The sequence below is a fragment of the Prodigiosinella confusarubida genome, from assembly GCF_002847015.1.
GTDB lineage: Bacteria > Pseudomonadota > Gammaproteobacteria > Enterobacterales > Enterobacteriaceae > Prodigiosinella > Prodigiosinella aquatilis.
Window position 1 is genome coordinate 1,018,715 of sequence record NZ_CP025085.1, and the last position, 25,469, is coordinate 1,044,183.

The following is a 25,469-nucleotide window of genomic DNA, read 5'->3' on the forward strand; positions in this document are numbered from 1 at the left end:
TCGCTGATGTTACAACCAAAGCGTACAAAATTCCGTAAGATGCACAAAGGCCGCAACCGCGGTCTGGCTGCTGGTACGGATGTTAGCTTCGGCACTTTCGGTCTGAAAGCTGTTGGCCGCGGTCGCCTGACTGCTCGTCAAATCGAAGCTGCACGTCGTGCTATGACCCGTGCTGTAAAGCGTCAAGGTAAGATCTGGATCCGTGTATTCCCGGACAAACCGATCACCGAAAAGCCGCTGGAAGTGCGTATGGGTAAAGGTAAAGGTAACGTAGAATACTGGGTTGCCTTGATTCAGCCAGGTAAAGTCCTGTACGAGATGGACGGTGTGCCGGAAGAGTTAGCCCGTGAGGCATTCCAACTGGCAGCAGCGAAACTGCCGATCAAAACCACCTTTGTAACTAAGACGGTGATGTAATGAAAGCACAAGAGCTGCGTGAAAAGAGCGTTGAAGAGCTGAACACTGAGTTGCTTGAACTGCTGCGCGAACAATTTAATCTGCGCATGCAGACAGCAAGTGGTCAACTACAACAAACTCACCTGTTGAAACAAGTGCGTCGTAATGTTGCACGTGTTAAGACTTTACTGACTGAGAAGGCGGGTGCGTAATGACCGATAAAATCCGTACTCTGCAAGGTCGTGTTGTTAGCGACAAAATGGAGAAATCCATGGTTGTTGCGATCGAACGTTTCGTGAAACACCCGCTTTACGGTAAATTCATTAGACGTACGACTAAGCTGCACGTACATGACGAGAACAACGAATGTGGTATTGGCGACGTGGTTGAAATCCGCGAATGCCGCCCACTGTCCAAAACAAAATCTTGGACGTTGGTTCGCGTTGTAGAGAAAGCGATTCTGTAATACAGTGAGCGCTCTCAAATAGGATAAACGGCTCAAGTATCTGGGCCGTTTATTTTTTCTACCCATAGTAAGGAAGCAGTGTTATAATGCTGCGCCTTCAATTATGGGGGCTTTTTTAACGACCCATTCTGGGTCCTATAAAGTAGTAGTTGACATTAGCGGAGCACTAACATGATCCAAGAACAGACTATGCTGAATGTGGCCGACAACTCCGGTGCACGTCGCGTAATGTGTATCAAGGTTCTAGGTGGCTCGCACCGTCGCTACGCAGGCGTCGGCGATATCATCAAAATTACCATCAAGGAAGCAATTCCTCGCGGTAAGGTGAAAAAAGGCGATGTGCTGAAGGCGGTTGTGGTGCGCACCAAGAAGGGTGTTCGTCGCCCGGACGGTTCTGTCATTCGCTTCGATGGAAATGCTTGCGTTATTTTAAATAATAACAGTGAACAGCCTATCGGTACGCGTATTTTTGGGCCGGTAACTCGTGAACTCCGTAATGAGAAGTTCATGAAAATTATCTCTCTGGCACCAGAAGTACTTTAAGGAGCGAATCATGGCAGCGAAGATCCGTCGTGATGACGAAGTTATTGTGCTAACCGGTAAAGATAAAGGTAAGCGCGGTAAGGTAAAAAATGTTCTGTCTTCTAGTAAGGTCATTATTGAAGGTATCAATCTGGTTAAGAAACATCAGAAGCCGGTTCCGGCTCTGAATCAACCAGGTGGCATCGTTGAAAAAGAAGCTGCAATTCAGGTTTCTAACGTTGCAATCTTCAATGCGGCTACTGGCAAGGCTGACCGTGTAGGCTTTAGATTCGAAGAGGGCAAAAAAGTCCGTTTCTTTAAATCTAATAGCGAAACTATCAAGTAATTTGGAGTAGTACGATGGCGAAACTGCATGATTACTACAAAGACGAAGTAGTTAAAAAACTGATGACTCAGTTTAGCTACAATTCTGTCATGCAAGTCCCTCGGGTCGAGAAGATCACCCTGAACATGGGTGTGGGTGAAGCGATTGCTGACAAAAAACTGCTGGATAATGCAGCAGCTGACCTGACAGCAATCTCCGGTCAAAAACCGTTTATCACCAAAGCACGCAAATCTGTTGCAGGCTTCAAAATCCGCCAGGGCTATCCGATCGGCTGTAAAGTAACTCTGCGTGGTGAACGCATGTGGGAGTTCCTTGAGCGCCTGATTTCTATTGCTGTACCGCGCATTCGTGACTTCCGTGGCTTGTCTGCCAAGTCATTTGATGGTCGTGGTAACTACAGCATGGGCGTGCGTGAGCAGATCATCTTCCCGGAAATCGATTATGACAAAGTCGATCGCGTTCGTGGTTTGGATATAACCATTACCACCACTGCGAAATCCGATGATGAAGGCCGTGCTCTGCTGGCTGCCTTTAACTTCCCGTTCCGCAAGTAAGGTAGGGTTACTAATGGCTAAGCAATCCATGAAAGCACGCGAAGTCAAACGCGTGAAGTTGGCTGACAAATTCTTCGCAAAGCGCGTTGAACTGAAAGCTATTATCTCTGACGTGAATGCTTCTGACGAAGATCGTTGGGATGCTGTTCTGAAGCTGCAGACTCTGCCGCGTGATTCCAGCCCGTCCCGTCAGCGTAACCGCTGCCGCCAGACTGGTCGTCCGCACGCTTTCCTGCGGAAGTTCGGGTTGAGCCGTATTAAGGTCCGTGAAGCCGCCATGCGCGGTGAAATCCCGGGTCTGAGAAAGGCTAGCTGGTAATTGTCACCAATTGAATCACGGGAGTAAAGACAGATGAGCATGCAAGATCCGATCGCGGATATGCTGACCCGTATCCGTAACGGTCAGGCCGCGAACAAAGTTGCGGTCACCATGCCTTCCTCCAAGCTGAAAGTGGCAATTGCCAACGTGCTGAAGGAAGAAGGCTTTATCGAAAATTTCAAAATTGAAGGCGACACCAAGCCTGTTCTGGAATTGGTACTTAAGTATTTCCAGGGCAAAGCTGTGGTAGAAAGCATTCAGCGTATTAGCCGCCCAGGTCTGCGCATCTACAAACGTAAAGATGAGCTGCCAAAAGTTATGGCTGGCTTGGGTATTGCAGTTGTTTCTACCTCTAAAGGTGTTATGACTGATCGTGCAGCTCGCCAAGCAGGTCTTGGTGGCGAGATTATCTGCTACGTAGCTTAATCGGGAGGAAAGAATGTCTCGTGTTGCAAAAGCACCCGTCGTCATTCCTGTCGGCGTAGAGGTAAAACTCAACGGTCAGGTTATTTCGATCAAGGGTAAAAACGGCGAGCTGACTCGTAAGATCCATGATGCCGTAGATGTTAAACAGGCTGATAACGTACTGACTTTCGCTCCGCGCGAAGGCTTCGTTGACGGTTGGGCCCAGGCTGGGACCACTCGTGCACTGTTAAACGGAATGGTTGTCGGTGTTACCGAAGGCTTCACCAAGAAGCTGCAATTGGTAGGTGTTGGTTACCGTGCTGCTGTTAAAGGCAATGTGGTAAATCTGGCTCTTGGGTTTTCTCATCCAGTTGACCATGCCCTACCAGCAGGTGTGAGTGCCGAATGTCCGTCTCAGACTGAAATTGTGCTGAAAGGCGCAGATAAACAGCTGGTCGGTCAAGTGGCGGCAGACCTGCGTGCTTACCGTCGTCCTGAGCCTTATAAAGGCAAGGGTGTTCGTTACGCCGACGAAGTCGTGCGTACCAAAGAGGCTAAGAAGAAGTAAGGTAACACTATGGATAAGAAATCAGCCCGTATCCGTCGTGCGACCCGCGCACGTCGCAAATTCCAGGAACTGGGTGCGACTCGTCTGGTGGTACATCGTACCCCTCGCCATATTTATGCGCAGGTTATCGCACCGAACGGTTCTGAAGTCCTGGTAGCCGCTTCGACTGTAGAAAAGGCTATCGCTGAACAACTGAAGTCCACTGGTAACAAAGATGCCGCTGCAACTGTAGGTAAAACTATTGCTCAGCGTGCTCTGGAAAAAGGCATCAAAGATGTTGCTTTTGACCGTTCCGGTTTCCAATATCATGGTCGAGTCCAGGCACTGGCAGATGCTGCCCGTGAAGCTGGCCTTCAGTTCTAAGGTAGAGGTGTAAGATGTCTCACATCGAGAAACAAGCTGGCGAACTGCAGGAAAAGCTGATCGCGGTAAATCGCGTATCTAAAACCGTTAAGGGTGGTCGTATTTTTAGCTTCACCGCACTAACTGTAGTCGGGGATGGTAATGGCCGCGTTGGTTTTGGTTACGGTAAAGCACGCGAAGTTCCGGCAGCGATCCAGAAAGCGATGGAAAAAGCTCGTCGCAATATGATGAATGTCGCGCTGAACAACGGCACTCTGCAGCACCCAGTTAAAGGTGCTCATACAGGGTCTCGCGTGTTCATGCAGCCAGCTTCCGAAGGTACCGGTATTATTGCCGGTGGCGCAATGCGCGCCGTACTAGAAGTTGCAGGGGTTCACAACGTATTGGCCAAAGCCTATGGTTCTACTAACCCGATTAACGTGGTTCGTGCAACTATTGCTGCCTTGGAAGATATGAAGTCCCCGGAAATGGTCGCTGCCAAGCGTGGTAAATCCGTTGAAGAAATTCTGGGGTAATTAACCATGGCAAAGACTATTAAAATTACTCAAACCCGTAGTGCAATCGGTCGTCTGCCGAAACATAAGGCGACACTGCTTGGCCTGGGTCTACGTCGTATTGGCCACACCGTTGAGCGTGAAGATACTCCCGCTGTTCGTGGTATGGTCAACGCGGTTTCCTACATGGTTAAAGTGGAGGAGTAACAGATGCGTTTAAATACTCTGTCTCCGGCCGAAGGTGCTAAACATGCACCAAAGCGTTTAGGTCGTGGTATTGGCTCTGGAACGGGCAAAACCGGCGGTCGTGGTCACAAAGGTCAGAAATCTCGTTCTGGCGGTGGTGTACGTCGTGGTTTTGAAGGTGGTCAGATGCCTTTATATCGTCGTTTGCCGAAATTTGGCTTCACTTCTCGCAAAGCAATGATTACGGCAGAAATTCGTTTGTCTGATCTGGCTCGTGTAGAAGGCGATGTTGTTGACCTGAATACGCTAAAAGCCGCTAACGTCATTGGCGTCCAGATTGAATTTGCGAAAGTAATTCTGTCAGGCGAAGTTGCTCGCCCGGTAACGATCCGTGGTCTGCGTGTCACTAAAGGTGCTCGTGCTGCTATCGAAACTGCTGGCGGTAAAATTGAGGAATAAGTAGCAGATGGCTAAGCAACCAGGATTAGATTTTCAAAGTGCTAAAGGCGGAGTTGGCGAACTGAAGCGCAGACTATTGTTTGTTATCGGTGCGTTGATTGTTTTCCGCATTGGCTCTTTTATTCCCATTCCTGGTATTGATGCCACTGTGCTTGCCAAATTGCTCGAGCAACAGCGAGGCACCATCATTGAAATGTTTAATATGTTCTCTGGTGGTGCTCTCAGTCGTGCTTCTATCTTTGCTCTGGGGATCATGCCGTATATTTCGGCATCCATTATTATCCAGTTGCTGACAGTTGTGCACCCAGCTCTGGCGGAGATAAAGAAAGAAGGGGAAGCTGGACGTCGTAAGATAAGCCAGTATACCCGTTACGGTACGCTAGTATTGGGTATATTCCAGTCAATCGGTATAGCTACCGGTTTGCCGAATATGCCAGGGATGCAAGGTTTGGTGATTAATCCAGGCCTTGCGTTCTACTTTACCGCTGTTGTGAGTCTGGTTACAGGAACTATGTTCCTTATGTGGCTAGGTGAACAGATTACTGAACGAGGTATCGGAAACGGTATTTCTATAATAATCTTTGCTGGTATTGTTGCGGGTTTACCGCCAGCTATTGGCCATACTATCGAGCAAGCGCGGCAAGGCGATCTGCACTTCCTCCTGTTGCTGTTGGTTGCAGTTTTAGTGTTTGCAGTGACCTTCTTTGTTGTATTTATTGAGCGTGGTCAACGTCGTATTGTCGTTAATTATGCTAAACGTCAACAAGGGCGTCGCGTTTACGCAGCACAGAGTACGCATTTACCTCTGAAAGTGAATATGGCAGGTGTAATACCAGCTATTTTTGCTTCTAGTATTATTCTGTTCCCAGCAACGATTGCATCTTGGTTTGGGGGCGGTACCGGTTGGAACTGGCTGACAACAATTTCTATGTATTTGCAGCCTGGACAACCGCTTTATGTGCTACTCTATGCGTCTGCAATCATCTTCTTCTGTTTCTTTTACACGGCGTTGGTTTTCAACCCACGTGAAACAGCAGATAACCTGAAGAAGTCCGGTGCATTCGTGCCAGGAATTCGTCCGGGAGAGCAAACGGCGAAGTATATCGATAAGGTAATGACTCGTCTGACATTAATCGGTGCGATGTATATTACGTTTATCTGCCTCATCCCGGAGTTCATGCGTGACGCAATGAAGGTACCTTTCTATTTTGGCGGTACTTCATTACTTATTGTTGTTGTTGTCATCATGGACTTTATGGCTCAAGTGCAAACTCTGTTGATGTCAAGTCAGTATGAGTCTGCATTGAAGAAAGCAAACCTGAAAGGCTATAACCGCTAATCAGGGTAAGCTTGAGAAGTTACGGAGAGTAAAAATGAAAGTTCGTGCTTCCGTCAAGAAATTATGTCGTAACTGTAAGATCGTTAAGCGTAACGGTGTCGTTCGTGTCATCTGCAGTGCCGAGCCGAAGCATAAGCAGCGTCAAGGCTGATTATCTCACATATTTTTCTTGCAAAGTTGGGTTGAGCTGGCTAGATTAGCCAGCCGATCTTTTGTATGTAACTGCAATATCATTTGAGTATCCTGAAACGGGCTTTTCAGAGTGGTATTGCTGTATAAAATTGTAGGAGTGCATAGTGGCCCGTATAGCAGGCATTAACATTCCTGATCATAAACATACCGTTATTGCGTTAACCGCTATTTACGGTGTCGGTAGAATCCGTTCTAAGTCTATTTGTGCAGCAACGGGTATTGCCGAAGATGTTAAGATCAGTGAGCTGTCTGAAGAGCAAATCGATAAGCTGCGTGACGAAGTTGCCAAGTTTGTTGTCGAAGGTGATCTGCGTCGTGAAGTTACCCTGAGCATCAAGCGTCTTATGGATCTTGGTACTTATCGTGGTTTGCGTCATCGTCGTGGTCTACCGGTGCGCGGTCAGCGTACCAAGACTAACGCCCGTACCCGTAAGGGTCCGCGCAAACCGATCAAGAAATAATCGGGGTGATTGAATAATGGCAAAGGCACCTATTCGTGCACGTAAGCGTGTAAGAAAGCAAGTCTCTGACGGTGTGGCTCATATCCATGCTTCTTTCAACAACACCATCGTTACCATTACTGATCGTCAGGGTAATGCATTGGGTTGGGCAACTGCCGGTGGTTCCGGTTTCCGTGGTTCTCGAAAATCCACTCCGTTCGCCGCTCAGGTAGCAGCAGAGCGCTGTGCTGAAGCAGTGAAAGAGTACGGTATCAAGAATCTGGAAGTTATGGTTAAAGGACCTGGTCCGGGCCGTGAGTCTACTATCCGCGCGTTGAACGCGGCTGGTTTTCGCATCACTAATATTACTGATGTGACTCCGATCCCTCATAACGGTTGTCGTCCGCCGAAAAAGCGTCGCGTATAACGCTGCTTTTAGGATTGTTGGAGAAAGAAAATGGCAAGATATTTGGGTCCTAAGCTCAAGCTGAGCCGTCGTGAAGGCACCGACCTGTTTCTAAAGTCTGGTGTTCGTGCGATCGATTCCAAGTGTAAAATTGAACAAGCTCCTGGCCAGCATGGCGCACGTAAGCCGCGTCTGTCTGACTATGGTGTGCAGTTGCGTGAAAAGCAAAAAGTCCGTCGTATCTACGGTGTGCTTGAACGCCAGTTCCGTAACTATTACAAAGAAGCAGCTCGTCTGAAAGGCAACACAGGTGCAAACCTGTTGCAATTGCTTGAAGGCCGTCTGGATAACGTCGTTTATCGTATGGGTTTTGGTGCTACTCGTGCGGAAGCACGTCAGTTGGTCAGCCACAAAGCTATCATGGTAAATGGTCGCGTTGTTAACATTGCTTCTTATCAGGTATCTCCGAATGACGTAGTCAGCATCCGTGAGAAAGCTAAAAAGCAGTCTCGTGTTAAGGCTGCTCTGGAGCTGGCTGAGCAGCGTGAAAAGCCAACTTGGCTGGAAGTTGATGCTGCCAAGATGGAAGGTATGTTCAAGCGTAATCCTGAACGTACTGATCTGTCTGCTGACATTAATGAACACCTGATCGTCGAGCTTTACTCTAAGTAAGGCTTAGTACCAAAGAGAGGACACAATGCAGGGTTCTGTGACAGAGTTTCTAAAACCGCGCCTGGTAGATATCGAGCAAGTCAGTTCGACGCACGCCAAGGTGACCCTTGAGCCGTTAGAGCGGGGCTTTGGCCATACTCTTGGCAACGCACTGCGCCGTATTCTGCTTTCATCCATGCCAGGTTGCGCGGTGACCGAGGTTGAGATTGATGGTGTACTACATGAGTACAGCACCAAAGAAGGCGTACAGGAAGATATCCTGGAAATCCTGCTCAACCTGAAAGGGCTGGCGGTGAAAGTTCAAGGAAAAGATGAAGTCATTCTTACCTTGAATAAATCTGGCATTGGCCCTGTGACTGCCGCCGACATTACACATGATGGTGATGTCGAAATCGTCAAGCCACAGCATGTAATTTGCCATCTGACCGATGAAAACGCGAATATTAATATGCGTATTAAAGTTCAGCGTGGTCGTGGTTATGTGCCGGCATCTGCCCGTATTCATACGGAAGAAGATGAGCGCCCAATTGGTCGTTTGTTAGTCGATGCTTGCTACAGCCCTGTTGAGCGTATCGCTTACAATGTTGAAGCAGCTCGAGTAGAACAACGTACCGACTTGGATAAGCTGGTCATCGAAATGGAAACCAACGGTACGATCGATCCTGAAGAATCGATCCGCCGTGCGGCAACCATTCTGGCTGAACAATTGGAAGCTTTTGTTGACTTACGTGATGTACGTCAACCAGAAGTGAAAGAAGAAAAACCAGAATTCGATCCGATCCTGCTGCGCCCTGTTGACGATCTGGAATTGACTGTCCGCTCTGCTAACTGCCTCAAGGCAGAAGCTATCCACTACATCGGTGATCTGGTGCAACGTACCGAGGTTGAGTTGCTGAAAACGCCGAACCTGGGTAAGAAATCTCTTACTGAGATTAAAGACGTGCTGGCTTCCCGTGGCTTATCACTAGGCATGCGCCTAGAGAATTGGCCGCCTGCAAGCATTGCCGATGAGTAACCAGATCACAGGTTAAGGTTTTACTGAGAAGGATAAGGTCATGCGCCATCGTAAGAGTGGTCGTCAACTGAACCGTAACAGCAGCCATCGTCAGGCTATGTTCCGTAACATGGCTGGTTCTTTGGTTCGTCATGAGATTATCAAGACGACCTTGCCGAAAGCAAAAGAGCTGCGTCGTGTTGTTGAACCGCTGATTACTCTTGCCAAGACCGACAGCGTTGCTAATCGTCGTCTGGCATTTGCACGTACTCGTGATAACGAGATCGTGGCTAAACTGTTTAATGAATTGGGCCCGCGTTTTGCGAGCCGTGCTGGTGGTTACACTCGTATTCTTAAGTGTGGCTTCCGTGCAGGCGACAATGCGCCGATGGCATACATCGAGCTCGTTGATCGTGCCGCTTCTCAAACAGAAGAAGTCGCTACTGCAGAGTAAAATCTGTGTTAGCGTAAAAAAGCCGGGGAAACCCGGTTTTTTTACGTCTAAATGTCATGTCTTTTCTTATCTTTGCTAAATTTCTGCGTTATCCTTTTATTACTGTCTTTTGATAATGTCTCGTAGGAGAAGGCCATGTTTCTTATTGATGAATGGGCTGAGAGGCACATTGTCGAAGCCCAATTGAAAGGAGAGTTTGATAATTTATCTGGTTGTGGAAGACCGCTCCAGCTTGATGATAATAGTGCCGTTCCTGAAGAGTTACGATCAGCATTTCATTTACTTAAAAATGCCGGGTACCTTCCACAGGAACTGTTGGACCGTAAAGAGGCCTTAACACTCATTCAACTGTTGCAGGAAATTAATCCTGAGCATCCTGAACATGACAAACTCAACAAACAGATTCGGCTTTTGGAGTTACGTTTACAACAGGCAGGAATGAGTACTGACTTTTTAAGAACCCGGTATCAATCAGCAATAAGTGATAAGTTGCTTGGCTCTTCTCAAAAGTCTTAGAGTAGATTAAATATACTGTGAGTGTTTAGTTTACGAACAGCAGCGTTCGTAATCTGTATTTACTAATAATGTGTCAGGAGTAATCATGTCTAATTATCGGCATACAAAAGGGCAAATCAATAATAATGCAATTGAAGCACTGCTTCACGATCCTTTATTCCGCCAAAGGGTTGAGAAAAATATGAAGGGGAAAGGAAGTTATCAACGGAAAGGAAAACATAAAAAATTTAATGGCAATAACTGGGAGGCCAGTGGTAAAAATCAGAAAATTTTTACCACTGGCCTTCTGTTTACCACTGGCCTTCTGATTGTGTAAATCAGTACGTAGGTGTTTTGCTCGGCCTCTGATACTCCATTTTTTATTTCCTTTATTGTCTTCTGAATAATTCTCTTGATATGGGCATTAGAATTTCAAACACGCTAATGTCGTTACGATTAAGACTATTGCTTGGCCTGTTGCTTAAGTAAATCGCGAATTTCTATGAGTAATTTCTCTTCTGCATTGGGTTCAGCGGGCATTTTTGGTTTCTCTTCCTGTTTATGATGCATGCTATTTATCAGTTTGACCAAAGCAAAAATAGCAAAGGCAACAATAATAAAATCAAAGACATTCTGAATAAAAGTACCGTAGTTTATGACAACCTCAGGGGTATTGTTCTGTGCTTGACGCAATATAAAGTGAAAGTGCTTAACGTCGATGCCAGCAATAAGCAATCCCAAAGGGGGCATAATAATGTCAGAGACTAGTGATGAGATAATTTTACCAAACGCTGAGCCAACAATGACCCCTACCGCCAAGTCAATAACATTGCCACGCATGGCAAATTCACGGAATTCTTTAATAAAATTCATTTGGGCTCTCCCGACAATATCTATGTCAATTCTAACAAGGGGTGGTCGATTTGCCAGCAAGATAGATGTATGGCCGTTGAGGTAGTCGACAACGGCCTGATCGTGATTACAAGAAGAAAGGGCTGGGTTGGAATAAGCGTTCTACTTCTGGAACATACTTTTTGTCGGTCAAGAACATAATGACATGGTCACCTTGCTCAATGTGTGTATTGTGGTTAGCGATGATGACATCATCACCTCTTACAATTGCACCGATGGTTGTTCCTGGTGGGAGTTTGATATCTTCAATCATGCGTCCAACTACTTTTGATGTTCCTTCATCACCATGAGCGATGGCCTCGATGGCTTCAGCCACACCTCGGCGTAATGATGAGACGCTGATAATATCCGCTTTACGAACATGTCCCAGTAAGGCTGAAATAGTCGCTTGTTGTGGAGATATAGCGACATCAATAACACTTCCTTGTACCAGATCGATATAAGCTCTGCGCTGGATCAAAACCATTACCTTTTTGGCACCCATCCGTTTAGCGAGCATGGCAGACATAATATTCGCTTCATCATCGTTAGTGATAGCGATGAAAACGTCAATTTGTTCAACATGCTCTTGGGTCAGAAGTTCCTGATCGGAAGCATCACCATGAAAGACGATGGTATTTTGTAGCCGTTCTGCGAGCTCTGCCGCCCGTTGTGTATCTTTCTCTATCAGTTTTACACTGTAGTCTCGTTCCAGCTTCATAGCCAAACCAAGACCCACGTTACCACCACCTACGATCATGATTCGTTTGTAGGGTTTTTCCAGCCGCTGTAACTCGCTCATTACTGCGCGAATATGTTGTGATGCGGCAACAAAAAATACTTCATCACCTGCTTCAATGATAGTCGATCCCTGAGGGCGGATAGGACGATCCTGTCGGAAAATAGCTGCAACGCGTGTTTCAATATGTGGCATATGTTCGCGCATAGAGGAAATGGCATTGCCCACTAACGGCCCGCCGTAATAAGCATTAACGGCAGCAATACTTACTTTCCCTTCTGCAAAAGTCACTACCTGCAGCGCACCAGGATATTCGATTAGTTTATAGATATTATCGATCACCAACTGCTCAGGAGAAATCAGATGATCAATGGGAACGGCCTCGGGCGTGAACAGTTGATCCGCCTCGCGTATATAGTCAGCTGAGCGAATGCGGGCGATACGATTAGGGGTATTAAATAGTGAGTAAGCAATTTGGCAGGCTATCATGTTTGTTTCGTCAGAATTGGTGACGGCAACCAGCATGTCTGCATCTTCTGCGCCTGCTTCACGTAATACCCGTGGATGAGATGCATAGCCAGTGACAACACGGAGATCGAATTTATCCTGAAGCTGACGTAAGCGGGCCGTATTGGTATCAACAACAGTAATATCGTTGTTTTCTCCCGATAAATTTTCTGCCAGTGTTCCACCGACCTGACCAGCACCAAGAATAATAATCTTCATAGTTATTTTTGCCGTGTATTTTGAGACTTAGATAATACTGGAACCGATGTCAGCGTTTTACCAGCTTCGCATAAAAGAAACCATCCCCGCCCTCTAAAGAGGGCAGCTTCTGAATTCCTGGATGATCATGATCACCCGTATCTACCAAATCCGCATCGGGGTGACGGCCAAGGAATGCTGAAATTTGCATGTGGTTTTCTTCTGGCAAGATGGAGCAGGTCGCGTAAACAAGCGTGCCCCCAGGTTTTAGTCGTGGCCAGATAGCTTCCAGAATTTCCTGTTGTAAGATGGTCAGCTCGGCAATATCACTATCTCGTCGTAACCACTTAATATCAGGATGACGTCTAATCACACCCGTTGCTGAACAGGGAGCATCTAACAGAATACGATCGAATGTTCTGTCGCCACACCAGACAGCCGGTGTTCTGCCATCTCCTTGTTTCAGTTCTGCATTCAACTGTAAGCGTTGCAGATTTTCTTTGACTCGTGCCAGACGTTGTTCGTCAATATCAACGGCAAGTACATGTGATTTAGGAGCAGCTTCAAGAATATGGGTGGTTTTCCCTCCGGGCGCAGCGCATAAATCAAGGATTGACTCACCATCTTCAGGGGCTAGCCAGTGTATACAACCTTGCGCTGATGCATCTTGTATTGTTACCCACCCTTGATTGAAGCCTGGCAGATTCGTTACCGCACAGGGAACCATTAGCCTTATAGCATCTGGATAATCAGCGCTCTGACTTGCCTCAATGCCGTTTTGCTGTAGCAAAGACAGATATTCATTACGTTGGTGATGTAGACGGTTGACCCTTAGCCACATTGGAGGGTGTTGATTATTCGCTTCAACAATGTTTTTCCAATCAGCCGGATAGACGGTCTTAATGCGGTTCAGCAGCCACTTAGGATGTAAATACCGAGCATCATTGTTTTCCAGCCTTTGCAGTAATTCTTCCTGTTGACGCTGAAATTGCCGTAACACTCCATTAATCAAACCTTTTAACTGCGGACGCTTTAATGCTGTCGCACCGTTGACCGTCTCGGCGAGTGCAGCATGAGGGGGTATACGAGTGTAAAGTAATTGGTAGATACCAATCATAAGTAAATAGTGTAATACCCTTTGTTTGCCGGTAAGTGGTTTTGCCATTAACTGCTGGATACACCACTCTAGTTGTGGCAGGGCTCTCAGCACACCGAAACAAAGTTCCTGCAATAAACTACGGTCCTTTTCTGAGATATCGCGTTGATAAATAGGTAATACATTACTAAGCGATTGCCCTTGGTCCAGAACCTGAGCGATAACTTTTGCTGCGATACTGCGGAGGTTATATGTACTTTTCATTGTTTCAGCGACGGTATGTGAAGTGAGATGTACCGGTGTGTGTACACCGGTACCAATGGGAATCAGGCAAGTACACGGCCTGGAGTAAACCACTCTCGGCGTGAATTCAGCAGATCCTGAACCGGCATGGTTTTTTTGCCAGCGGGTTGTAATACCAGGATATTTAACAGACCATTGGCAGTGGCGATCTGAATGCCTGCTTTGTCCGCCTTTATTACAGTGCCAGGTTGTGCATGATGATCCATTTTGAGGGCTTCGGCTTTCCACACTTTTACCGGTTGGCCATCAATCATAAAATAGCTGACTGGCCATGGATTAAAGGCCCTGATGCAGCGTGCCAGTTGCTCTGCTGAAAGTTGCCAATCTAACAACGCTTCTTCTTTATTGAGCTTGTCGGCATAGGTCGCCAGCACATCATTTTGCATTTCGGGTTCGGCCTGAGATGCAGCTAATTGACTCAATGTCGTCAGTAGCCCCTGTGGTCCTAGCTCAGCCAGCTTGTCGTAGAGTGTGGCGCTGGTATCTTCCGGAAGAATGGCACATTCAATTTTGTGCAACATGGCTCCAGTATCTAATCCGGCGTCCATTTGCATAATGGTTACGCCCGTCAGTTTATCCCCTGCCCATAATGCACGTTGTATGGGCGCGGCACCACGCCAGCGCGGTAATAATGAGCCGTGAACATTGATACAACCTAAACGAGGCATATCCAGCACTGCCTGTGGCAAGAGCAGCCCATAAGCAACAACAACCATTATGTCGGCATTGAGCGCTGCGACCAGTTGCTGATTCTCGACAGGGCGCAAGGATTTCGGTTGAAAAACCGGGATGCCATGTTGTTCAGCCAGCAATTTTACCGGACTGGCTGTGAGTTTATTTCCACGTCCGGCAGGTCTGTCTGGCTGAGTAAATACGCCAATAACTTCATGCTCAGACAAAAGCAGCGCGTTGAGGTGACGCGCTGCAAAATCGGGAGTACCTGCAAAAATAATACGTAATGACACGTGATTTCCTGCTGGAAAAGAGTGATTAGGCCCGGCTGTTTTGCTTCGCCAGTTTTTCCAGCTTTTGACGAATCCGCTGGCGTTTTAACGGCGACAGATAATCAACAAACAGCTTTCCAACCAGATGGTCCATTTCATGCTGAATACAGATAGCTAACAGACCGTCGGTTTCCAGTTCAAATGAGTTGCCTTCGCGATCTAACGCCCGGACCTTAACGTGCTCGGCTCGAGGAATGAGTGCTCGGGTCTCGGGAATAGACAAGCAGCCTTCTTCTATACCAGTTTCACCGTTTTTCTCAAGTAGCTCTGGGTTGATGAATACCAGACGTTGATTACGTTCTTCTGAAATATCCATCACGATGATTCGTTGATGAATATCAACCTGAGTAGCCGCTAAGCCAATGCCTTCTTCTTCGTACATGGTATCGAACATATCGTCCACAATACGTTGAATCTCTGCATTCACTTCTTTGACGGGCTCAGCCGTAATGCGGAGCCGCTCATCTTCCGGATAATGTAATACCTGCAAAACTGACATATATATTTAGATCTGTATCCAAGTGGTAAGAAAGTTCCAATCTGTATTCTAGACATTTCTTGTGCTGATTGACAGCATCAACACCCGATAGCAAAGCAGGAAGTGGGAGAGAGTATGACTGATACGGAAGTTTGGTTACGTCTGGCATCGGTGCGTGGTTTGGGGGCGAAACAGACGGCAAAGTTGGCCCGGCAGTTACTGGACTCGAAAGATTACTCGCCGGACTTTATGCTCTCCCTTGGATTGAATGCGACACAGATCGAACAATTTTTGACGTTTGATCGTGCATGTTTGGAAAACACGTTGTGCTGGTTGGATCAACCTGGACACGATCTTCTCACCTATAGCGATACTAATTATCCCCCTTTGCTGAACAATATCAGCTCTCCGCCTGTACTACTTTTTGTTGCTGGCGATTCCCATTTACTGGCATTGCCTCAGATCGCGATCGTGGGTAGTCGTGATAACAGTGCTTATGGTGAACAGTGGGGACGGTACTTTGCTCAGGAACTTAGCCTGAATGACTTGATTGTTACCAGCGGACTGGCAATAGGAATTGATGGTATTGCACATCGATCAGCGTTGGAGATGGGAGGGAAAACGATTGCAGTGCTAGGCAGTGGTCTGAAGAGTATTTATCCCCATCGCCATCGGCCTTTGGCAGAACGCATTCTCGAACAAGGTGGTGCGTTGGTGTCTGAATTTGCATTAACCGCTCCTCCAGTGCCTGCCAATTTTCCACGCCGGAATCGAATTATCAGTGGGCTTAGCCTCGGTGTTTTAGTAGTTGAAGCCTCTAGGCGCAGCGGTTCACTAGTAACGGCACGTTATGCGCTGGAACAAAACAGGGAGATTTTTGCCTTACCGGGCCCGATTGGCAACCCTATGATGGAAGGGACCCATTGGCTGATTCAGCAAGGTGCGTATTTGGTAACACATCCGAAAGATATTCTGGAACAATTGAACAGTAGTCTACAGTGGTTTTCTGGTCTGCCCAATGAAAGCACGGGTGAAACTATTTCTATCCGGTATGATGAACTGGAATTGCCATTTGCTGACGTGTTGGCTAACGTAGGAGATGAGGTTACACCTGTTGACGTTGTCGCTGAACGTGCCGGCCAACCTGTGCCAGAAGTAGTCAGTAAACTATTGGATCTGGAGTTAGCAGGATGGATCGCAGCTGTACCCGGCGGCTATGTCCGATTAAGGAGGGCAGGCCATGTTCGACGTACTCATGTACTTGTTTGAAACATATATACACAATGAAACTGAAATGCGTGTCGATCAGGATACGTTAACTGATGACCTCACTCGCGCGGGATTTGATCGTAATGATATTTATAGTGCGCTGGACTGGCTGGAAAAATTAGCTGATCTTCAAGAAGGACAGGCTACGCCGCTGGCGTTAGCCAGTGATCCTTTGGCGTTACGGATCTATACGGCTGAAGAAGAGCAGCGCCTGGAGACGGAATGTCGGGGGTTTTTGCTGTTTCTTGAACAGATTCAGGTATTGAATCTGGAAACACGGGAAATGGTTATTGATCGAGTTATGGCGCTGGAAACTCAGGACTTTGACCTGGAAGATCTGAAATGGGTCATTCTGATGGTGTTGTTTAATGTACCTGGTTGTGAAAATGCCTATCAACAAATGGAAGAGTTACTCTTTGATGAAAACGACGGTTATTTGCAGTAGTAGTAAGGAAGGGTAAGTAGATACGCAATGGTTAAAACCACTCTTTTTGATGAGAAAAAGCAACAGACTTGTCCTGAATGTGGGGCTGCGCTGGTTATTCGATCTGGACGGCATGGCCCTTTTCTTGGTTGTTCTTGCTACCCAGCATGTGAATATATCCGGCCGTTAAAAGCGCAGGCTGACGGTCATGTGGTCAAAGTATTGGAGGGGCAAAGCTGCCCTCTCTGCCAGTCGACATTAATACTGCGGCAAGGCCGTTATGGCATGTTTATCGGTTGTAGTCGCTATCCTGATTGCGATCATATCGAAACGATGGATCGTCCAGATACAACATCACTGACCTGTCCTCAATGCCATAAAGGTAAGTTACTCCAGCGTAAATCCCGTTATGGGAAGGTTTTCCATGCTTGTGAACGCTATCCAGACTGTCAATTTACACTGAACCATAAACCAATAGCGGGGGAGTGTGAGTATTGCCATTATCCGTTATTGCTTGAGAAAAAAACAGCGCATGGACTGAAACGTTTTTGTGCCAGTAAATTGTGCGGAAAACCAGTAATAACAGAAAAGATGGATAGCAATGAATAATTTCCCACAAGATCAATTGGTTCCTCTGTTACAGAAATTGAAGGAAGGAAAAGTCATCGCCTACCCAACCGAGGCTGTATTTGGTTTAGGATGCGATCCTGACAGCGAGACTGCAGTTAAACAGCTGTTAAAGTTGAAGCAACGTCCGTGGGAAAAAGGATTGATTCTGATTGCTGCTGAATTTTCGCAACTGGAACCTTACCTGGATCTTGCCGCATTAAGCGCAGAACAGAAGGCGGCTATTTTCGCTTCCTGGCCAGGGCCTGTGACATGGGTGATCCCGGCTAAACCAGCTACACCAAGATGGTTAACGGGAAAGTTCACCTCTCTGGCTGTCCGTGTCAGCGCTCATCCTTTGGTGAAACAGTTGTGTCTGAGTTATGGTAAGCCATTGGTATCAACCAGCGCTAACTTGAGTGGTCAGCTACCATGTCGTTCTGCTGTTGAGGTAGCTCAACAGTTTGGGGATGATTTCCCAGTATTACATGGCAATGTTGGTGGCCGGTTAAATCCGTCTGAAATTCGTGATGCCTTGACGGGAGAGATGTTGCGACAAGGGTAAATGCAATGGGAGATACGATGTCTAATATAAAATTTTTTGCGGTTTTTGGTAATCCCATCGCGCATAGTAAGTCCCCTCGCATTCACGCTCTCTTTTCCGAGCAGACCGGGATTGAGCTTGCATACGAACGTATTCTGGCGCCGGTTGCCGATTTCGAGAAAAGCTTGAGAGATTATTTTGAGGCGGGGGCTTATGGTGCCAACATTACTGCACCTTTTAAAGAGCGGGCTTGCGCCGAAGTTGATGCTCTCAGTGAACGAGCTTCCTTTGCGAAAGCCGTAAATACCATCAAAAAAATGGATAATGGTGAACTGTATGGTGATAACACGGATGGTATTGGTTTACTGAGTGACCTTAAGCATCGTGATTTGATACAACCACAGTCTCGCATTTTGCTGATTGGGGCTGGTGGAGCAACCAGGGGAGTGATTCAACCCTTGCTGAGTCATGGGTGTTCGTTGGTGTTAACAAATCGAACCTTGTCCAAAGCAACGGTGCTGGCTGAACATTTCAGTTCATTGGGCAATATTGCCGCTGTATCAATGCATGAGCTAAATGATTGTGTCTTTGATCTTGTTATTAATGCCACATCATCGGGCATTACGGGTGATATACCAGCATTACCCGCATCGCTAATTTCTCAAGATATATGCTGTTATGACATGTTTTATCTGCCGGAGCCAACGCCATTCCTGAAGTGGTGTTTGCAACATGGCGCTCAGCATTGTTCGGACGGATTGGGAATGCTTATCTGGCAAGCAGCACACGCTTTCCAGTTGTGGCACGGTGTCATGCCTAATGTTGTCCCGGTCATTCAGCAAATGAAACAGGAACTTGCCAGTTGAACCACTCAATACAACTTCCTGATCGTGAATTATGAGATGAACAATCAAAAGTAATAAGATTCCCCTCCCCGTACTGGTTAACGAATTTCAGAGCTAATGTTCTATTAGCTTTGTCACTATCCAGCAGCGATATGGTGGGGAAAATGCGGAACAGTGGCTGCCTTTGTTCCGCGTTTATCGTTGAGATTTAGAAGACGAATTTGAGCGTATGATCAAGGGTGTTTTACTTTCTACTGATTCAGATATTCATCTTTCCACAAAACGTAATTATTTGCCGAGTAAAGTAAGCCTTCAATTTCCTGTGGGCTTAGAGGGCGAATTTTTTTAGCAGGACTACCGAGGTAAAGGTAGCCTTTTTCCAGCACTTTGCCTGGAGATATCAGACTGCCTGCACCGATCATTACATCATCTTCAATGATGGCACCATCCAGAATGATCGAGCCCATACCAACTAGAACCCTATTTCCTATAGTACAGCCGTGCAGCATGGCCTTATGTCCGACGGTGACATTTTCGCCAATGATCAAAGGATTGCCTTGCAGATTTTTTTCCGAGCAGTGTGTGACATGCAGTACGCTGCCATCCTGAATATTCGTACGGGCTGCAATATGGATTCGATTAACGTCTCCGCGAATGGTGACTAATGGCCAGATGCTGACATCATCTGCAAGCGTGACCTCGCCTATAACCACACTTGATGGGTCGATCATAACCCTTTCGCCAGTTATTGGCATAATTCCTTTAAACGGACGAAGCACGTTAGTCATTCTCAATCACCTCTTTTGGGTAAAATATTCACAACAACTACCTATTTTAGCTTTAGTGTTCTGATTGGATCTCCTTATTTGCCTTTGAAAATAGCGTTGTATGTACAAGATCTCAACGAAAGGGTGGAAAAATGTGCGAACAGAAAGAAAGATCTAAAAAGAGGTTGTGTAACTTTGGCGGATCCCTATAATGCGCCTCCACTGACCCGGCGCTGGTGAACAACACAACGCCGAGTCAGGCCGGGAAAAACGAATTATTCGTTGACTCTGCAAGAGGATGGCGTAGTATACGCGACCTCACGTCAGCGGCAGTGCCGCGACGAACGCTCTTTAACAATATAATCAGACAATCTGTGTGGGCACTCACAGGACCCTATCGTAATCAATACGAAAAGACTTGAAGAGTGACTGACAGTAAATTCATTACGAATAAACAGTTATAAATTCTTTGAGCATCGCTTCTTCGGAAGCATATCAAACAAATCTTAAATTGAAGAGTTTGATCATGGCTCAGATTGAACGCTGGCGGCAGGCCTAACACATGCAAGTCGAGCGGCAGCGGGGGGAAGCTTGCTTCCCCGCCGGCGAGCGGCGGACGGGTGAGTAATGTCTGGGGATCTGCCTGATGGAGGGGGATAACTACTGGAAACGGTAGCTAATACCGCATGACGTCGCAAGACCAAAGTGGGGGACCTTAGGGCCTCACGCCATTGGATGAACCCAGATGGGATTAGCTGGTAGGTGAGGTAATGGCTCACCTAGGCGACGATCTCTAGCTGGTCTGAGAGGATGACCAGCCACACTGGAACTGAGACACGGTCCAGACTCCTACGGGAGGCAGCAGTGGGGAATATTGCACAATGGGGGAAACCCTGATGCAGCCATGCCGCGTGTATGAAGAAGGCCTTCGGGTTGTAAAGTACTTTCAGCGGGGAGGAAGGGGAGCGCTTTAATAGAGTGTTTCATTGACGTTACCCGCAGAAGAAGCACCGGCTAACTCCGTGCCAGCAGCCGCGGTAATACGGAGGGTGCAAGCGTTAATCGGAATGACTGGGCGTAAAGCGCACGCAGGCGGTCTGTTAAGTTGGATGTGAAATCCCCGGGCTTAACCTGGGAACTGCATTCAAAACTGACAGACTAGAGTCTCGTAGAGGGGGGTAGAATTCCAGGTGTAGCGGTGAAATGCGTAGAGATCTGGAGGAATACCGGTGGCGAAGGCGGCCCCCTGGACGAAGACTGACGCTCAGGTGCGAAAGCGTGGGGAGCAAACAGGATTAGATACCCTGGTAGTCCACGCTGTAAACGATGTCGACTTGAAGGTTGTGGCCTTGAGCCGTGGCTTTCGGAGCTAACGCGTTAAGTCGACCGCCTGGGGAGTACGGCCGCAAGGTTAAAACTCAAATGAATTGACGGGGGCCCGCACAAGCGGTGGAGCATGTGGTTTAATTCGATGCAACGCGAAGAACCTTACCTACTCTTGACATCCTCAGAAGAGACTGGAGACAGACTCGTGCCTTCGGGAACTGAGAGACAGGTGCTGCATGGCTGTCGTCAGCTCGTGTTGTGAAATGTTGGGTTAAGTCCCGCAACGAGCGCAACCCTTATCCTTTGTTGCCAGCGCGTAATGGCGGGAACTCAAGGGAGACTGCCGGTGATAAACCGGAGGAAGGTGGGGATGACGTCAAGTCATCATGGCCCTTACGAGTAGGGCTACACACGTGCTACAATGGCGCATACAAAGAGAAGCGAACTCGCGAGGGCAAGCGGACCTCATAAAGTGCGTCGTAGTCCGGATTGGAGTCTGCAACTCGACTCCATGAAGTCGGAATCGCTAGTAATCGTAGATCAGAATGCTACGGTGAATACGTTCCCGGGCCTTGTACACACCGCCCGTCACACCATGGGAGTGGGTTGCAAAAGAAGTAGGTAGCTTAACCTTCGGGAGGGCGCTTACCACTTTGTGATTCATGACTGGGGTGAAGTCGTAACAAGGTAACCGTAGGGGAACCTGCGGTTGGATCACCTCCTTACCAGAGATAGTGGTAATGTGAAGTGCTCACACAGATTGTCTGATGAAGTACGAGCAGAAATACCTTTATAGGCTTGTAGCTCAGGTGGTTAGAGCGCACCCCTGATAAGGGTGAGGTCGGTGGTTCAAGTCCACTCAGGCCTACCAATTTCTTTCCATGCTGTGTTGTGTTTTTGTCACGGACGAGAGTCTGTGTCGAGAATGACGCCTTGCCTGACGGAAATTTGTGTAAAGGTTTTCATGCGATGGGGCTATAGCTCAGCTGGGAGAGCGCCTGCTTTGCACGCAGGAGGTCTGCGGTTCGATCCCGCATAGCTCCACCATACAAAAAAAGACTTCAGAGTATATTGGCAACAGTATGCTGTGAAGTATTTTGCTCTTTAACAATCTGGAACAAGCTGAAAATTGAAACGATACAGCGAAACCTGCCCTTGATGGCGGGAGTTGGCTGTATCAGAGTCTCTCAAATAATCGCATCCCGGATATTCCGAATCGATGAATGAGCGAGCCCGATGAAGACAAGGCGTACCGCACGGAGGAAGCGCAGTGGACGTGATGTCCATGAGCATACCGAGTACGGCACAACGCAGTATTCATGAGGCGCAGCCATTCAGAAAAGAAGAAACACCTTCGGGTTGTGAGGTTAAGCGACTAAGCGTACACGGTGGATGCCTAGGCAGTCAGAGGCGATGAAGGGCGTGCTAATCTGCGAAAAGCGTCGGCAAGGTGATATGAACCGTTATACCCGACGATACCCGAATGGGGAAACCCAGTGTGTTTCGACACACTATCATGTCATGAATCCATAGTGACATGAGGCGAACCGGGGGAACTGAAACATCTCAGTACCCCGAGGAAAAGAAATCAACCGAGATTCCCCCAGTAGCGGCGAGCGAACGGGGAAGAGCCCAGAACCAGAATCAGTTTGTGCATCAGTGGAAGCGTCTGGAAAGTCGCACGGTACAGGGTGATAGTCCCGTACACAAAGATGCGCTTGCTGTGAGTTCGACGAGTAGGGCGGGACACGAGATATCCTGTCTGAAGATGGGGGGACCATCCTCCAAGGCTAAATACTCCTGACTGACCGATAGTGAACCAGTACCGTGAGGGAAAGGCGAAAAGAACCCCGGCGAGGGGAGTGAAACAGAACCTGAAACCGTGTACGTACAAGCAGTGGGAGCCCCACCACCAAAGCATTCTCTGGTGATGAAGGCAGCGCAACAGCAGCATCGCGGTGGCGGCGCGTCTTTTGCGACGCCCAACACACAAGACAAGCGGTGAGTGCTTTGGGGTGGGGTGACTGCGTACCTTTTGTATAATGGGTCAGCGACTTATATTTTGTAGCAAGGTTAACCGAATAGGGGAGCCGCAGGGAAACCGAGTCTTAACTGGGCGTCAAGTTGCAAGGTATAGACCCGAAACCCGGTGATCTAGCCATGGGCAGGTTGAAGGTTGGGTAACACTAACTGGAGGACCGAACCGACTAATGTTGAAAAATTAGCGGATGACTTGTGGCTGGGGGTGAAAGGCCAATCAAACCGGGAGATAGCTGGTTCTCCCCGAAAGCTATTTAGGTAGCGCCTCGTGAAGTCATCTTCGGGGGTAGAGCACTGTTTCGACTAGGGGGCCATCCCGGCTTACCAACTCGATGCAAACTGCGAATACCGAAGAATGTTATCACGGGAGACACACGGCGGGTGCTAACGTCCGTCGTGAAGAGGGAAACAACCCAGACCGCCAGCTAAGGTCCCAAAGTCATGGTTAAGTGGGAAACGATGTGGGAAGGCCCAGACAGCCAGGATGTTGGCTTAGAAGCAGCCATCATTTAAAGAAAGCGTAATAGCTCACTGGTCGAGTCGGCCTGCGCGGAAGATGTAACGGGGCTAAACCATGCACCGAAGCTGCGGCAGCGACGCTTAGGCGTTGTTGGGTAGGGGAGCGTTCTGTAAGCCGTTGAAGGTGGTCTGTGAGGATTGCTGGAGGTATCAGAAGTGCGAATGCTGACATAAGTAACGATAATGCGGGTGAAAAACCCGCACGCCGGAAGACCAAGGGTTCCTGTCCAACGTTAATCGGGGCAGGGTGAGTCGACCCCTAAGGCGAGGCCGAAAGGCGTAGTCGATGGGAAACAGGTTAATATTCCTGTACTGGGTGTTACTGCGAAGGGGGGACGGAGAAGGCTATGTTGGCCGGGCGACGGTTGTCCCGGTTTAAGCGTGTAGGTGGGTGCTCCAGGCAAATCCGGAGTGCTGTCAACACCGAGGCGTGATGACGAGGCACTACGGTGTCGAAGTGACAAATGCCACGCTTCCAGGAAAAGCCCCTAAGCATCAGGTAACATCGAATCGTACCCCAAACCGACACAGGTGGTCAGGTAGAGAATACTCAGGCGCTTGAGAGAACTCGGGTGAAGGAACTAGGCAAAATGGTGCCGTAACTTCGGGAGAAGGCACGCTGTGCGAGGTGAAGTCCCTGGCGGATGGAGCGTTGCGCAGTCGCAGATACCAGCTGGCTGCAACTGTTTACTAAAAACACAGCACTGTGCAAACACGAAAGTGGACGTATACGGTGTGACGCCTGCCCGGTGCCGGAAGGTTAATTGATGGGGTAAGCCGCAAGGCGAAGCTCTTGATCGAAGCCCCGGTAAACGGCGGCCGTAACTATAACGGTCCTAAGGTAGCGAAATTCCTTGTCGGGTAAGTTCCGACCTGCACGAATGGCGTAATGATGGCCAGGCTGTCTCCACCCGAGACTCAGTGAAATTGAACTCGCTGTGAAGATGCAGTGTACCCGCGGCAAGACGGAAAGACCCCGTGAACCTTTACTATAGCTTGACACTGAACCTTGAGCCTTGATGTGTAGGATAGGTGGGAGGCTTTGAAGCGTGGACGCCAGTCTGCGTGGAGCCAACCTTGAAATACCACCCTTTGATGTTTGATGTTCTAACGTGGGCCCGTAAACCGGGTTGCGGACAGTGTCTGGTGGGTAGTTTGACTGGGGCGGTCTCCTCCCAAAGAGTAACGGAGGAGTACGAAGGTTAGCTAATCCTGGTCGGACATCAGGAGGTTAGTGCAAAGGCATAAGCTAGCTTGACTGCGAGAGTGACGGCTCGAGCAGGTGCGAAAGCAGGTCTTAGTGATCCGGTGGTTCTGAATGGAAGGGCCATCGCTCAACGGATAAAAGGTACTCCGGGGATAACAGGCTGATACCGCCCAAGAGTTCATATCGACGGCGGTGTTTGGCACCTCGATGTCGGCTCATCACATCCTGGGGCTGAAGTAGGTCCCAAGGGTATGGCTGTTCGCCATTTAAAGTGGTACGCGAGCTGGGTTTAGAACGTCGTGAGACAGTTCGGTCCCTATCTGCCGTGGGCGTTGGAAGATTGAGGGGGGTTGCTCCTAGTACGAGAGGACCGGAGTGAACGCACCACTGGTGTACGGGTTGTGATGCCAATTGCATTGCCCGGTAGCTACGTGCGGAAGAGATAACCGCTGAAAGCATCTAAGCGGGAAACTTGCCCCGAGATGAGTCTTCCCTGGGCCTTAAAGGCCCCTGAAGGGACGTTTAAGACGAAGACGTTGATAGGCTGGGTGTGTAAGCGCAGCGATGCGTTGAGCTGACCAGTACTAATGACCCGAGAGGCTTAACCTTACAACACCGAAGGTGTTTTGGACGAGA

The 25,469-nt window shown here is 48.2% G+C and carries 33 protein-coding genes, 2 tRNA genes and 2 rRNA genes; 31 read left to right on the forward strand and 6 right to left on the reverse strand.

Annotation, left to right across the window (positions count from 1 at the left end; all coding sequences use genetic code 11):
- The first annotated feature begins 6 nt into the window (after nt 1-6).
- The 22 genes from rplP to CWC46_RS04850 all read left to right on the forward strand — a co-directional run bounded on the left by rplP (nt 7) and on the right by CWC46_RS04850 (nt 10,407).
- Nucleotides 7-417 (forward strand): 50S ribosomal protein L16, encoded by a 411-nt coding sequence (gene rplP / locus CWC46_RS04745; protein WP_009111208.1) that lies wholly within the window; start codon nt 7-9, stop codon nt 415-417.
- A complete protein-coding gene (rpmC, locus tag CWC46_RS04750; RefSeq protein ID WP_021013344.1) occupies nt 417-608 on the forward strand; it encodes a 50S ribosomal protein L29 in 192 nt (63 codons plus the stop codon). Before rplP ends, rpmC begins: the two co-directional genes overlap by 1 nt.
- Nucleotides 608-862, forward strand: coding sequence for a 30S ribosomal protein S17 (rpsQ, locus tag CWC46_RS04755; protein ID WP_021013343.1), 255 nt, complete (start codon nt 608-610; stop codon nt 860-862). The genes rpmC and rpsQ overlap by 1 nt, the downstream gene beginning before the upstream one ends.
- Before the next feature lie 171 nt (nt 863-1,033).
- The gene (gene rplN / locus CWC46_RS04760; RefSeq protein WP_000613954.1) at nt 1,034-1,405 is read left to right on the forward strand and encodes a 50S ribosomal protein L14; all 372 of its coding nucleotides are present in this window, start codon (nt 1,034-1,036) and stop codon (nt 1,403-1,405) included.
- A gap of 10 nt (nt 1,406-1,415) precedes the next feature.
- On the forward strand, nt 1,416-1,730 hold the full coding sequence (gene rplX, locus CWC46_RS04765; RefSeq protein ID WP_021013342.1) for a 50S ribosomal protein L24: 315 nt from the start codon (nt 1,416-1,418) through the stop codon (nt 1,728-1,730).
- A gap of 14 nt (nt 1,731-1,744) precedes the next feature.
- Entirely contained in the window at nt 1,745-2,284 is a 540-nt protein-coding gene (rplE, locus tag CWC46_RS04770; protein WP_021013341.1) for a 50S ribosomal protein L5, read from the forward strand.
- 13 nt (nt 2,285-2,297) lie between these two features.
- Nucleotides 2,298-2,603: a 30S ribosomal protein S14 gene (rpsN, locus tag CWC46_RS04775; protein ID WP_021013340.1), complete on the forward strand. Its 306-nt coding sequence runs from the start codon at nt 2,298-2,300 to the stop codon at nt 2,601-2,603.
- Nucleotides 2,604-2,636: 33 nt separating this feature from the next.
- Complete coding sequence (rpsH, locus tag CWC46_RS04780; protein ID WP_021013339.1) at nt 2,637-3,029, forward strand: 30S ribosomal protein S8; 393 nt, start codon at nt 2,637-2,639, stop codon at nt 3,027-3,029.
- A gap of 13 nt (nt 3,030-3,042) precedes the next feature.
- Nucleotides 3,043-3,576 carry a 50S ribosomal protein L6 gene (rplF, locus tag CWC46_RS04785; protein ID WP_021013338.1) on the forward strand — a complete coding sequence of 178 codons (534 nt, stop codon included), beginning with the start codon at nt 3,043-3,045 and terminating at the stop codon, nt 3,574-3,576.
- Between the two features lie 9 nt (nt 3,577-3,585).
- Nucleotides 3,586-3,939 (forward strand): 50S ribosomal protein L18, encoded by a 354-nt coding sequence (rplR, locus tag CWC46_RS04790; protein WP_021013337.1) that lies wholly within the window; start codon nt 3,586-3,588, stop codon nt 3,937-3,939.
- A gap of 14 nt (nt 3,940-3,953) precedes the next feature.
- A complete protein-coding gene (gene rpsE / locus CWC46_RS04795) occupies nt 3,954-4,454 on the forward strand; it encodes a 30S ribosomal protein S5 (protein WP_021013336.1) in 501 nt (166 codons plus the stop codon).
- A gap of 6 nt (nt 4,455-4,460) precedes the next feature.
- On the forward strand, nt 4,461-4,640 hold the full coding sequence (rpmD, locus tag CWC46_RS04800; RefSeq protein ID WP_004846568.1) for a 50S ribosomal protein L30: 180 nt from the start codon (nt 4,461-4,463) through the stop codon (nt 4,638-4,640).
- A 3-nt stretch (nt 4,641-4,643) separates the two neighbouring features.
- Nucleotides 4,644-5,078, forward strand: coding sequence for a 50S ribosomal protein L15 (gene rplO, locus CWC46_RS04805; RefSeq protein ID WP_021013335.1), 435 nt, complete (start codon nt 4,644-4,646; stop codon nt 5,076-5,078).
- A gap of 7 nt (nt 5,079-5,085) precedes the next feature.
- Nucleotides 5,086-6,417 (forward strand): preprotein translocase subunit SecY, encoded by a 1,332-nt coding sequence (secY, locus tag CWC46_RS04810; protein ID WP_021013334.1) that lies wholly within the window; start codon nt 5,086-5,088, stop codon nt 6,415-6,417.
- Nucleotides 6,418-6,451: 34 nt separating this feature from the next.
- Nucleotides 6,452-6,568, forward strand: coding sequence for a 50S ribosomal protein L36 (gene rpmJ / locus CWC46_RS04815; protein WP_002227352.1), 117 nt, complete (start codon nt 6,452-6,454; stop codon nt 6,566-6,568).
- A 145-nt stretch (nt 6,569-6,713) separates the two neighbouring features.
- Complete coding sequence (gene rpsM / locus CWC46_RS04820; protein WP_021013333.1) at nt 6,714-7,070, forward strand: 30S ribosomal protein S13; 357 nt, start codon at nt 6,714-6,716, stop codon at nt 7,068-7,070.
- A gap of 16 nt (nt 7,071-7,086) precedes the next feature.
- A complete protein-coding gene (gene rpsK / locus CWC46_RS04825) occupies nt 7,087-7,476 on the forward strand; it encodes a 30S ribosomal protein S11 (RefSeq protein ID WP_002919257.1) in 390 nt (129 codons plus the stop codon).
- 30 nt (nt 7,477-7,506) lie between these two features.
- Nucleotides 7,507-8,127, forward strand: a complete 621-nt coding sequence (rpsD, locus tag CWC46_RS04830; protein WP_021013332.1) for a 30S ribosomal protein S4 — start codon at nt 7,507-7,509, stop codon at nt 8,125-8,127.
- A gap of 25 nt (nt 8,128-8,152) precedes the next feature.
- A complete protein-coding gene (locus CWC46_RS04835) occupies nt 8,153-9,142 on the forward strand; it encodes a DNA-directed RNA polymerase subunit alpha (protein WP_021013331.1) in 990 nt (329 codons plus the stop codon).
- A gap of 40 nt (nt 9,143-9,182) precedes the next feature.
- On the forward strand, nt 9,183-9,575 hold the full coding sequence (rplQ, locus tag CWC46_RS04840) for a 50S ribosomal protein L17 (RefSeq protein ID WP_021013330.1): 393 nt from the start codon (nt 9,183-9,185) through the stop codon (nt 9,573-9,575).
- Nucleotides 9,576-9,710: 135 nt separating this feature from the next.
- Nucleotides 9,711-10,091, forward strand: coding sequence for a DnaJ family domain-containing protein (locus tag CWC46_RS04845; protein WP_021013329.1), 381 nt, complete (start codon nt 9,711-9,713; stop codon nt 10,089-10,091).
- Nucleotides 10,092-10,176: 85 nt separating this feature from the next.
- Nucleotides 10,177-10,407 carry an alternative ribosome-rescue factor A gene (locus tag CWC46_RS04850; RefSeq protein ID WP_021013328.1) on the forward strand — a complete coding sequence of 77 codons (231 nt, stop codon included), beginning with the start codon at nt 10,177-10,179 and terminating at the stop codon, nt 10,405-10,407.
- A 125-nt stretch (nt 10,408-10,532) separates the two neighbouring features.
- Here the strand turns inward: CWC46_RS04850 and mscL are convergent, their stop codons facing one another.
- The 5 genes from mscL to def all read right to left on the reverse strand — a co-directional run bounded on the left by mscL (nt 10,533) and on the right by def (nt 15,307).
- Nucleotides 10,533-10,943, reverse strand: a complete 411-nt coding sequence (gene mscL, locus CWC46_RS04855) for a large-conductance mechanosensitive channel protein MscL (RefSeq protein WP_021013327.1) — start codon at nt 10,941-10,943, stop codon at nt 10,533-10,535.
- A 106-nt stretch (nt 10,944-11,049) separates the two neighbouring features.
- Complete coding sequence (gene trkA, locus CWC46_RS04860; RefSeq protein WP_021013326.1) at nt 11,050-12,426, reverse strand: Trk system potassium transporter TrkA; 1,377 nt, start codon at nt 12,424-12,426, stop codon at nt 11,050-11,052.
- A 49-nt stretch (nt 12,427-12,475) separates the two neighbouring features.
- Nucleotides 12,476-13,765 (reverse strand): 16S rRNA (cytosine(967)-C(5))-methyltransferase RsmB, encoded by a 1,290-nt coding sequence (rsmB, locus tag CWC46_RS04865; protein WP_101377472.1) that lies wholly within the window; start codon nt 13,763-13,765, stop codon nt 12,476-12,478.
- A gap of 62 nt (nt 13,766-13,827) precedes the next feature.
- Nucleotides 13,828-14,769, reverse strand: a complete 942-nt coding sequence (gene fmt, locus CWC46_RS04870; RefSeq protein ID WP_021013324.1) for a methionyl-tRNA formyltransferase — start codon at nt 14,767-14,769, stop codon at nt 13,828-13,830.
- A 25-nt stretch (nt 14,770-14,794) separates the two neighbouring features.
- Nucleotides 14,795-15,307, reverse strand: a complete 513-nt coding sequence (gene def / locus CWC46_RS04875; RefSeq protein WP_021013323.1) for a peptide deformylase — start codon at nt 15,305-15,307, stop codon at nt 14,795-14,797.
- A 114-nt stretch (nt 15,308-15,421) separates the two neighbouring features.
- On the opposite strand from def, the gene dprA reads away from it, so the two are divergent.
- Genes dprA through aroE form a run of 5 tightly spaced genes read left to right on the forward strand, consistent with a single transcriptional unit; the run spans nt 15,422 to nt 18,995 of the window.
- The gene (gene dprA, locus CWC46_RS04880) at nt 15,422-16,555 is read left to right on the forward strand and encodes a DNA-protecting protein DprA (RefSeq protein ID WP_021013322.1); all 1,134 of its coding nucleotides are present in this window, start codon (nt 15,422-15,424) and stop codon (nt 16,553-16,555) included.
- Nucleotides 16,527-17,000 carry a DUF494 family protein gene (locus tag CWC46_RS04885; protein ID WP_021013321.1) on the forward strand — a complete coding sequence of 158 codons (474 nt, stop codon included), beginning with the start codon at nt 16,527-16,529 and terminating at the stop codon, nt 16,998-17,000. The genes dprA and CWC46_RS04885 overlap by 29 nt, the downstream gene beginning before the upstream one ends.
- Nucleotides 17,001-17,027: 27 nt before the next feature.
- Nucleotides 17,028-17,588 (forward strand): DNA topoisomerase family protein, encoded by a 561-nt coding sequence (locus CWC46_RS04890; RefSeq protein ID WP_021013320.1) that lies wholly within the window; start codon nt 17,028-17,030, stop codon nt 17,586-17,588.
- Entirely contained in the window at nt 17,581-18,150 is a 570-nt protein-coding gene (gene tsaC, locus CWC46_RS04895) for an L-threonylcarbamoyladenylate synthase type 1 TsaC (protein ID WP_021013319.1), read from the forward strand. The genes CWC46_RS04890 and tsaC overlap by 8 nt, the downstream gene beginning before the upstream one ends.
- A 17-nt stretch (nt 18,151-18,167) precedes the next feature.
- Nucleotides 18,168-18,995 (forward strand): shikimate dehydrogenase, encoded by an 828-nt coding sequence (gene aroE, locus CWC46_RS04900; RefSeq protein ID WP_021013318.1) that lies wholly within the window; start codon nt 18,168-18,170, stop codon nt 18,993-18,995.
- 230 nt (nt 18,996-19,225) lie between these two features.
- Here aroE and CWC46_RS04905 read toward each other — a convergent pair whose 3' ends face one another.
- Entirely contained in the window at nt 19,226-19,762 is a 537-nt protein-coding gene (locus CWC46_RS04905; protein WP_021013317.1) for a gamma carbonic anhydrase family protein, read from the reverse strand.
- 487 nt (nt 19,763-20,249) lie between these two features.
- Here CWC46_RS04905 and CWC46_RS04910 point away from each other — a divergent pair.
- The 4 genes from CWC46_RS04910 (at nt 20,250) to CWC46_RS04925 (ending at nt 25,442) form a co-directional block, all read left to right on the forward strand.
- Nucleotides 20,250-21,792: ribosomal RNA gene (locus CWC46_RS04910) — 16S ribosomal RNA — on the forward strand.
- Between the two features lie 69 nt (nt 21,793-21,861).
- Nucleotides 21,862-21,938 (forward strand) — tRNA-Ile (locus CWC46_RS04915).
- A gap of 100 nt (nt 21,939-22,038) precedes the next feature.
- Nucleotides 22,039-22,114, forward strand: a tRNA-Ala gene (locus CWC46_RS04920).
- Nucleotides 22,115-22,432: 318 nt separating this feature from the next.
- Nucleotides 22,433-25,442, forward strand: a 23S ribosomal RNA gene (locus CWC46_RS04925).
- Together the 16S and 23S rRNA genes with 2 tRNA genes alongside form the textbook arrangement of a ribosomal RNA operon.
- Nucleotides 25,443-25,469 lie beyond the last annotated feature (27 nt).

Bases quoted from the DNA above. Each gene is read 5' to 3' on its own strand.
- rpmD (WP_004846568.1), top strand. From the start codon at position 4,461: ATGGCAAAGACTATTAAAATTACTCAAACCCGTAGTGCAATCGGTCGT.
- rpsN (WP_021013340.1), top strand. From the start codon at position 2,298: ATGGCTAAGCAATCCATGAAAGCACGCGAAGTCAAACGCGTGAAGTTG.
- rplF (WP_021013338.1), top strand. From the start codon at position 3,043: ATGTCTCGTGTTGCAAAAGCACCCGTCGTCATTCCTGTCGGCGTAGAG.
- rpmC (WP_021013344.1), top strand. From the start codon at position 417: ATGAAAGCACAAGAGCTGCGTGAAAAGAGCGTTGAAGAGCTGAACACT.
- rplP (WP_009111208.1), top strand. From the start codon at position 7: ATGTTACAACCAAAGCGTACAAAATTCCGTAAGATGCACAAAGGCCGC.
- rpmJ (WP_002227352.1), top strand. From the start codon at position 6,452: ATGAAAGTTCGTGCTTCCGTCAAGAAATTATGTCGTAACTGTAAGATC.
- CWC46_RS04850 (WP_021013328.1), top strand. From the start codon at position 10,177: ATGTCTAATTATCGGCATACAAAAGGGCAAATCAATAATAATGCAATT.
- rplO (WP_021013335.1), top strand. From the start codon at position 4,644: ATGCGTTTAAATACTCTGTCTCCGGCCGAAGGTGCTAAACATGCACCA.
- rpsH (WP_021013339.1), top strand. From the start codon at position 2,637: ATGAGCATGCAAGATCCGATCGCGGATATGCTGACCCGTATCCGTAAC.
- rpsK (WP_002919257.1), top strand. From the start codon at position 7,087: ATGGCAAAGGCACCTATTCGTGCACGTAAGCGTGTAAGAAAGCAAGTC.
- rpsQ (WP_021013343.1), top strand. From the start codon at position 608: ATGACCGATAAAATCCGTACTCTGCAAGGTCGTGTTGTTAGCGACAAA.
- rplQ (WP_021013330.1), top strand. From the start codon at position 9,183: ATGCGCCATCGTAAGAGTGGTCGTCAACTGAACCGTAACAGCAGCCAT.
- tsaC (WP_021013319.1), top strand. From the start codon at position 17,581: ATGAATAATTTCCCACAAGATCAATTGGTTCCTCTGTTACAGAAATTG.
- CWC46_RS04885 (WP_021013321.1), top strand. From the start codon at position 16,527: ATGTTCGACGTACTCATGTACTTGTTTGAAACATATATACACAATGAA.
- rsmB (WP_101377472.1), bottom strand. From the start codon at position 13,765: ATGAAAAGTACATATAACCTCCGCAGTATCGCAGCAAAAGTTATCGCT.
- rpsD (WP_021013332.1), top strand. From the start codon at position 7,507: ATGGCAAGATATTTGGGTCCTAAGCTCAAGCTGAGCCGTCGTGAAGGC.
- CWC46_RS04835 (WP_021013331.1), top strand. From the start codon at position 8,153: ATGCAGGGTTCTGTGACAGAGTTTCTAAAACCGCGCCTGGTAGATATC.
- mscL (WP_021013327.1), bottom strand. From the start codon at position 10,943: ATGAATTTTATTAAAGAATTCCGTGAATTTGCCATGCGTGGCAATGTT.
- rplX (WP_021013342.1), top strand. From the start codon at position 1,416: ATGGCAGCGAAGATCCGTCGTGATGACGAAGTTATTGTGCTAACCGGT.
- rplN (WP_000613954.1), top strand. From the start codon at position 1,034: ATGATCCAAGAACAGACTATGCTGAATGTGGCCGACAACTCCGGTGCA.
- dprA (WP_021013322.1), top strand. From the start codon at position 15,422: ATGACTGATACGGAAGTTTGGTTACGTCTGGCATCGGTGCGTGGTTTG.
- aroE (WP_021013318.1), top strand. From the start codon at position 18,168: ATGTCTAATATAAAATTTTTTGCGGTTTTTGGTAATCCCATCGCGCAT.
- CWC46_RS04845 (WP_021013329.1), top strand. From the start codon at position 9,711: ATGTTTCTTATTGATGAATGGGCTGAGAGGCACATTGTCGAAGCCCAA.
- rplR (WP_021013337.1), top strand. From the start codon at position 3,586: ATGGATAAGAAATCAGCCCGTATCCGTCGTGCGACCCGCGCACGTCGC.
- CWC46_RS04905 (WP_021013317.1), bottom strand. From the start codon at position 19,762: ATGACTAACGTGCTTCGTCCGTTTAAAGGAATTATGCCAATAACTGGC.
- trkA (WP_021013326.1), bottom strand. From the start codon at position 12,426: ATGAAGATTATTATTCTTGGTGCTGGTCAGGTCGGTGGAACACTGGCA.
- CWC46_RS04890 (WP_021013320.1), top strand. From the start codon at position 17,028: ATGGTTAAAACCACTCTTTTTGATGAGAAAAAGCAACAGACTTGTCCT.
- rpsE (WP_021013336.1), top strand. From the start codon at position 3,954: ATGTCTCACATCGAGAAACAAGCTGGCGAACTGCAGGAAAAGCTGATC.
- def (WP_021013323.1), bottom strand. From the start codon at position 15,307: ATGTCAGTTTTGCAGGTATTACATTATCCGGAAGATGAGCGGCTCCGC.
- secY (WP_021013334.1), top strand. From the start codon at position 5,086: ATGGCTAAGCAACCAGGATTAGATTTTCAAAGTGCTAAAGGCGGAGTT.
- rplE (WP_021013341.1), top strand. From the start codon at position 1,745: ATGGCGAAACTGCATGATTACTACAAAGACGAAGTAGTTAAAAAACTG.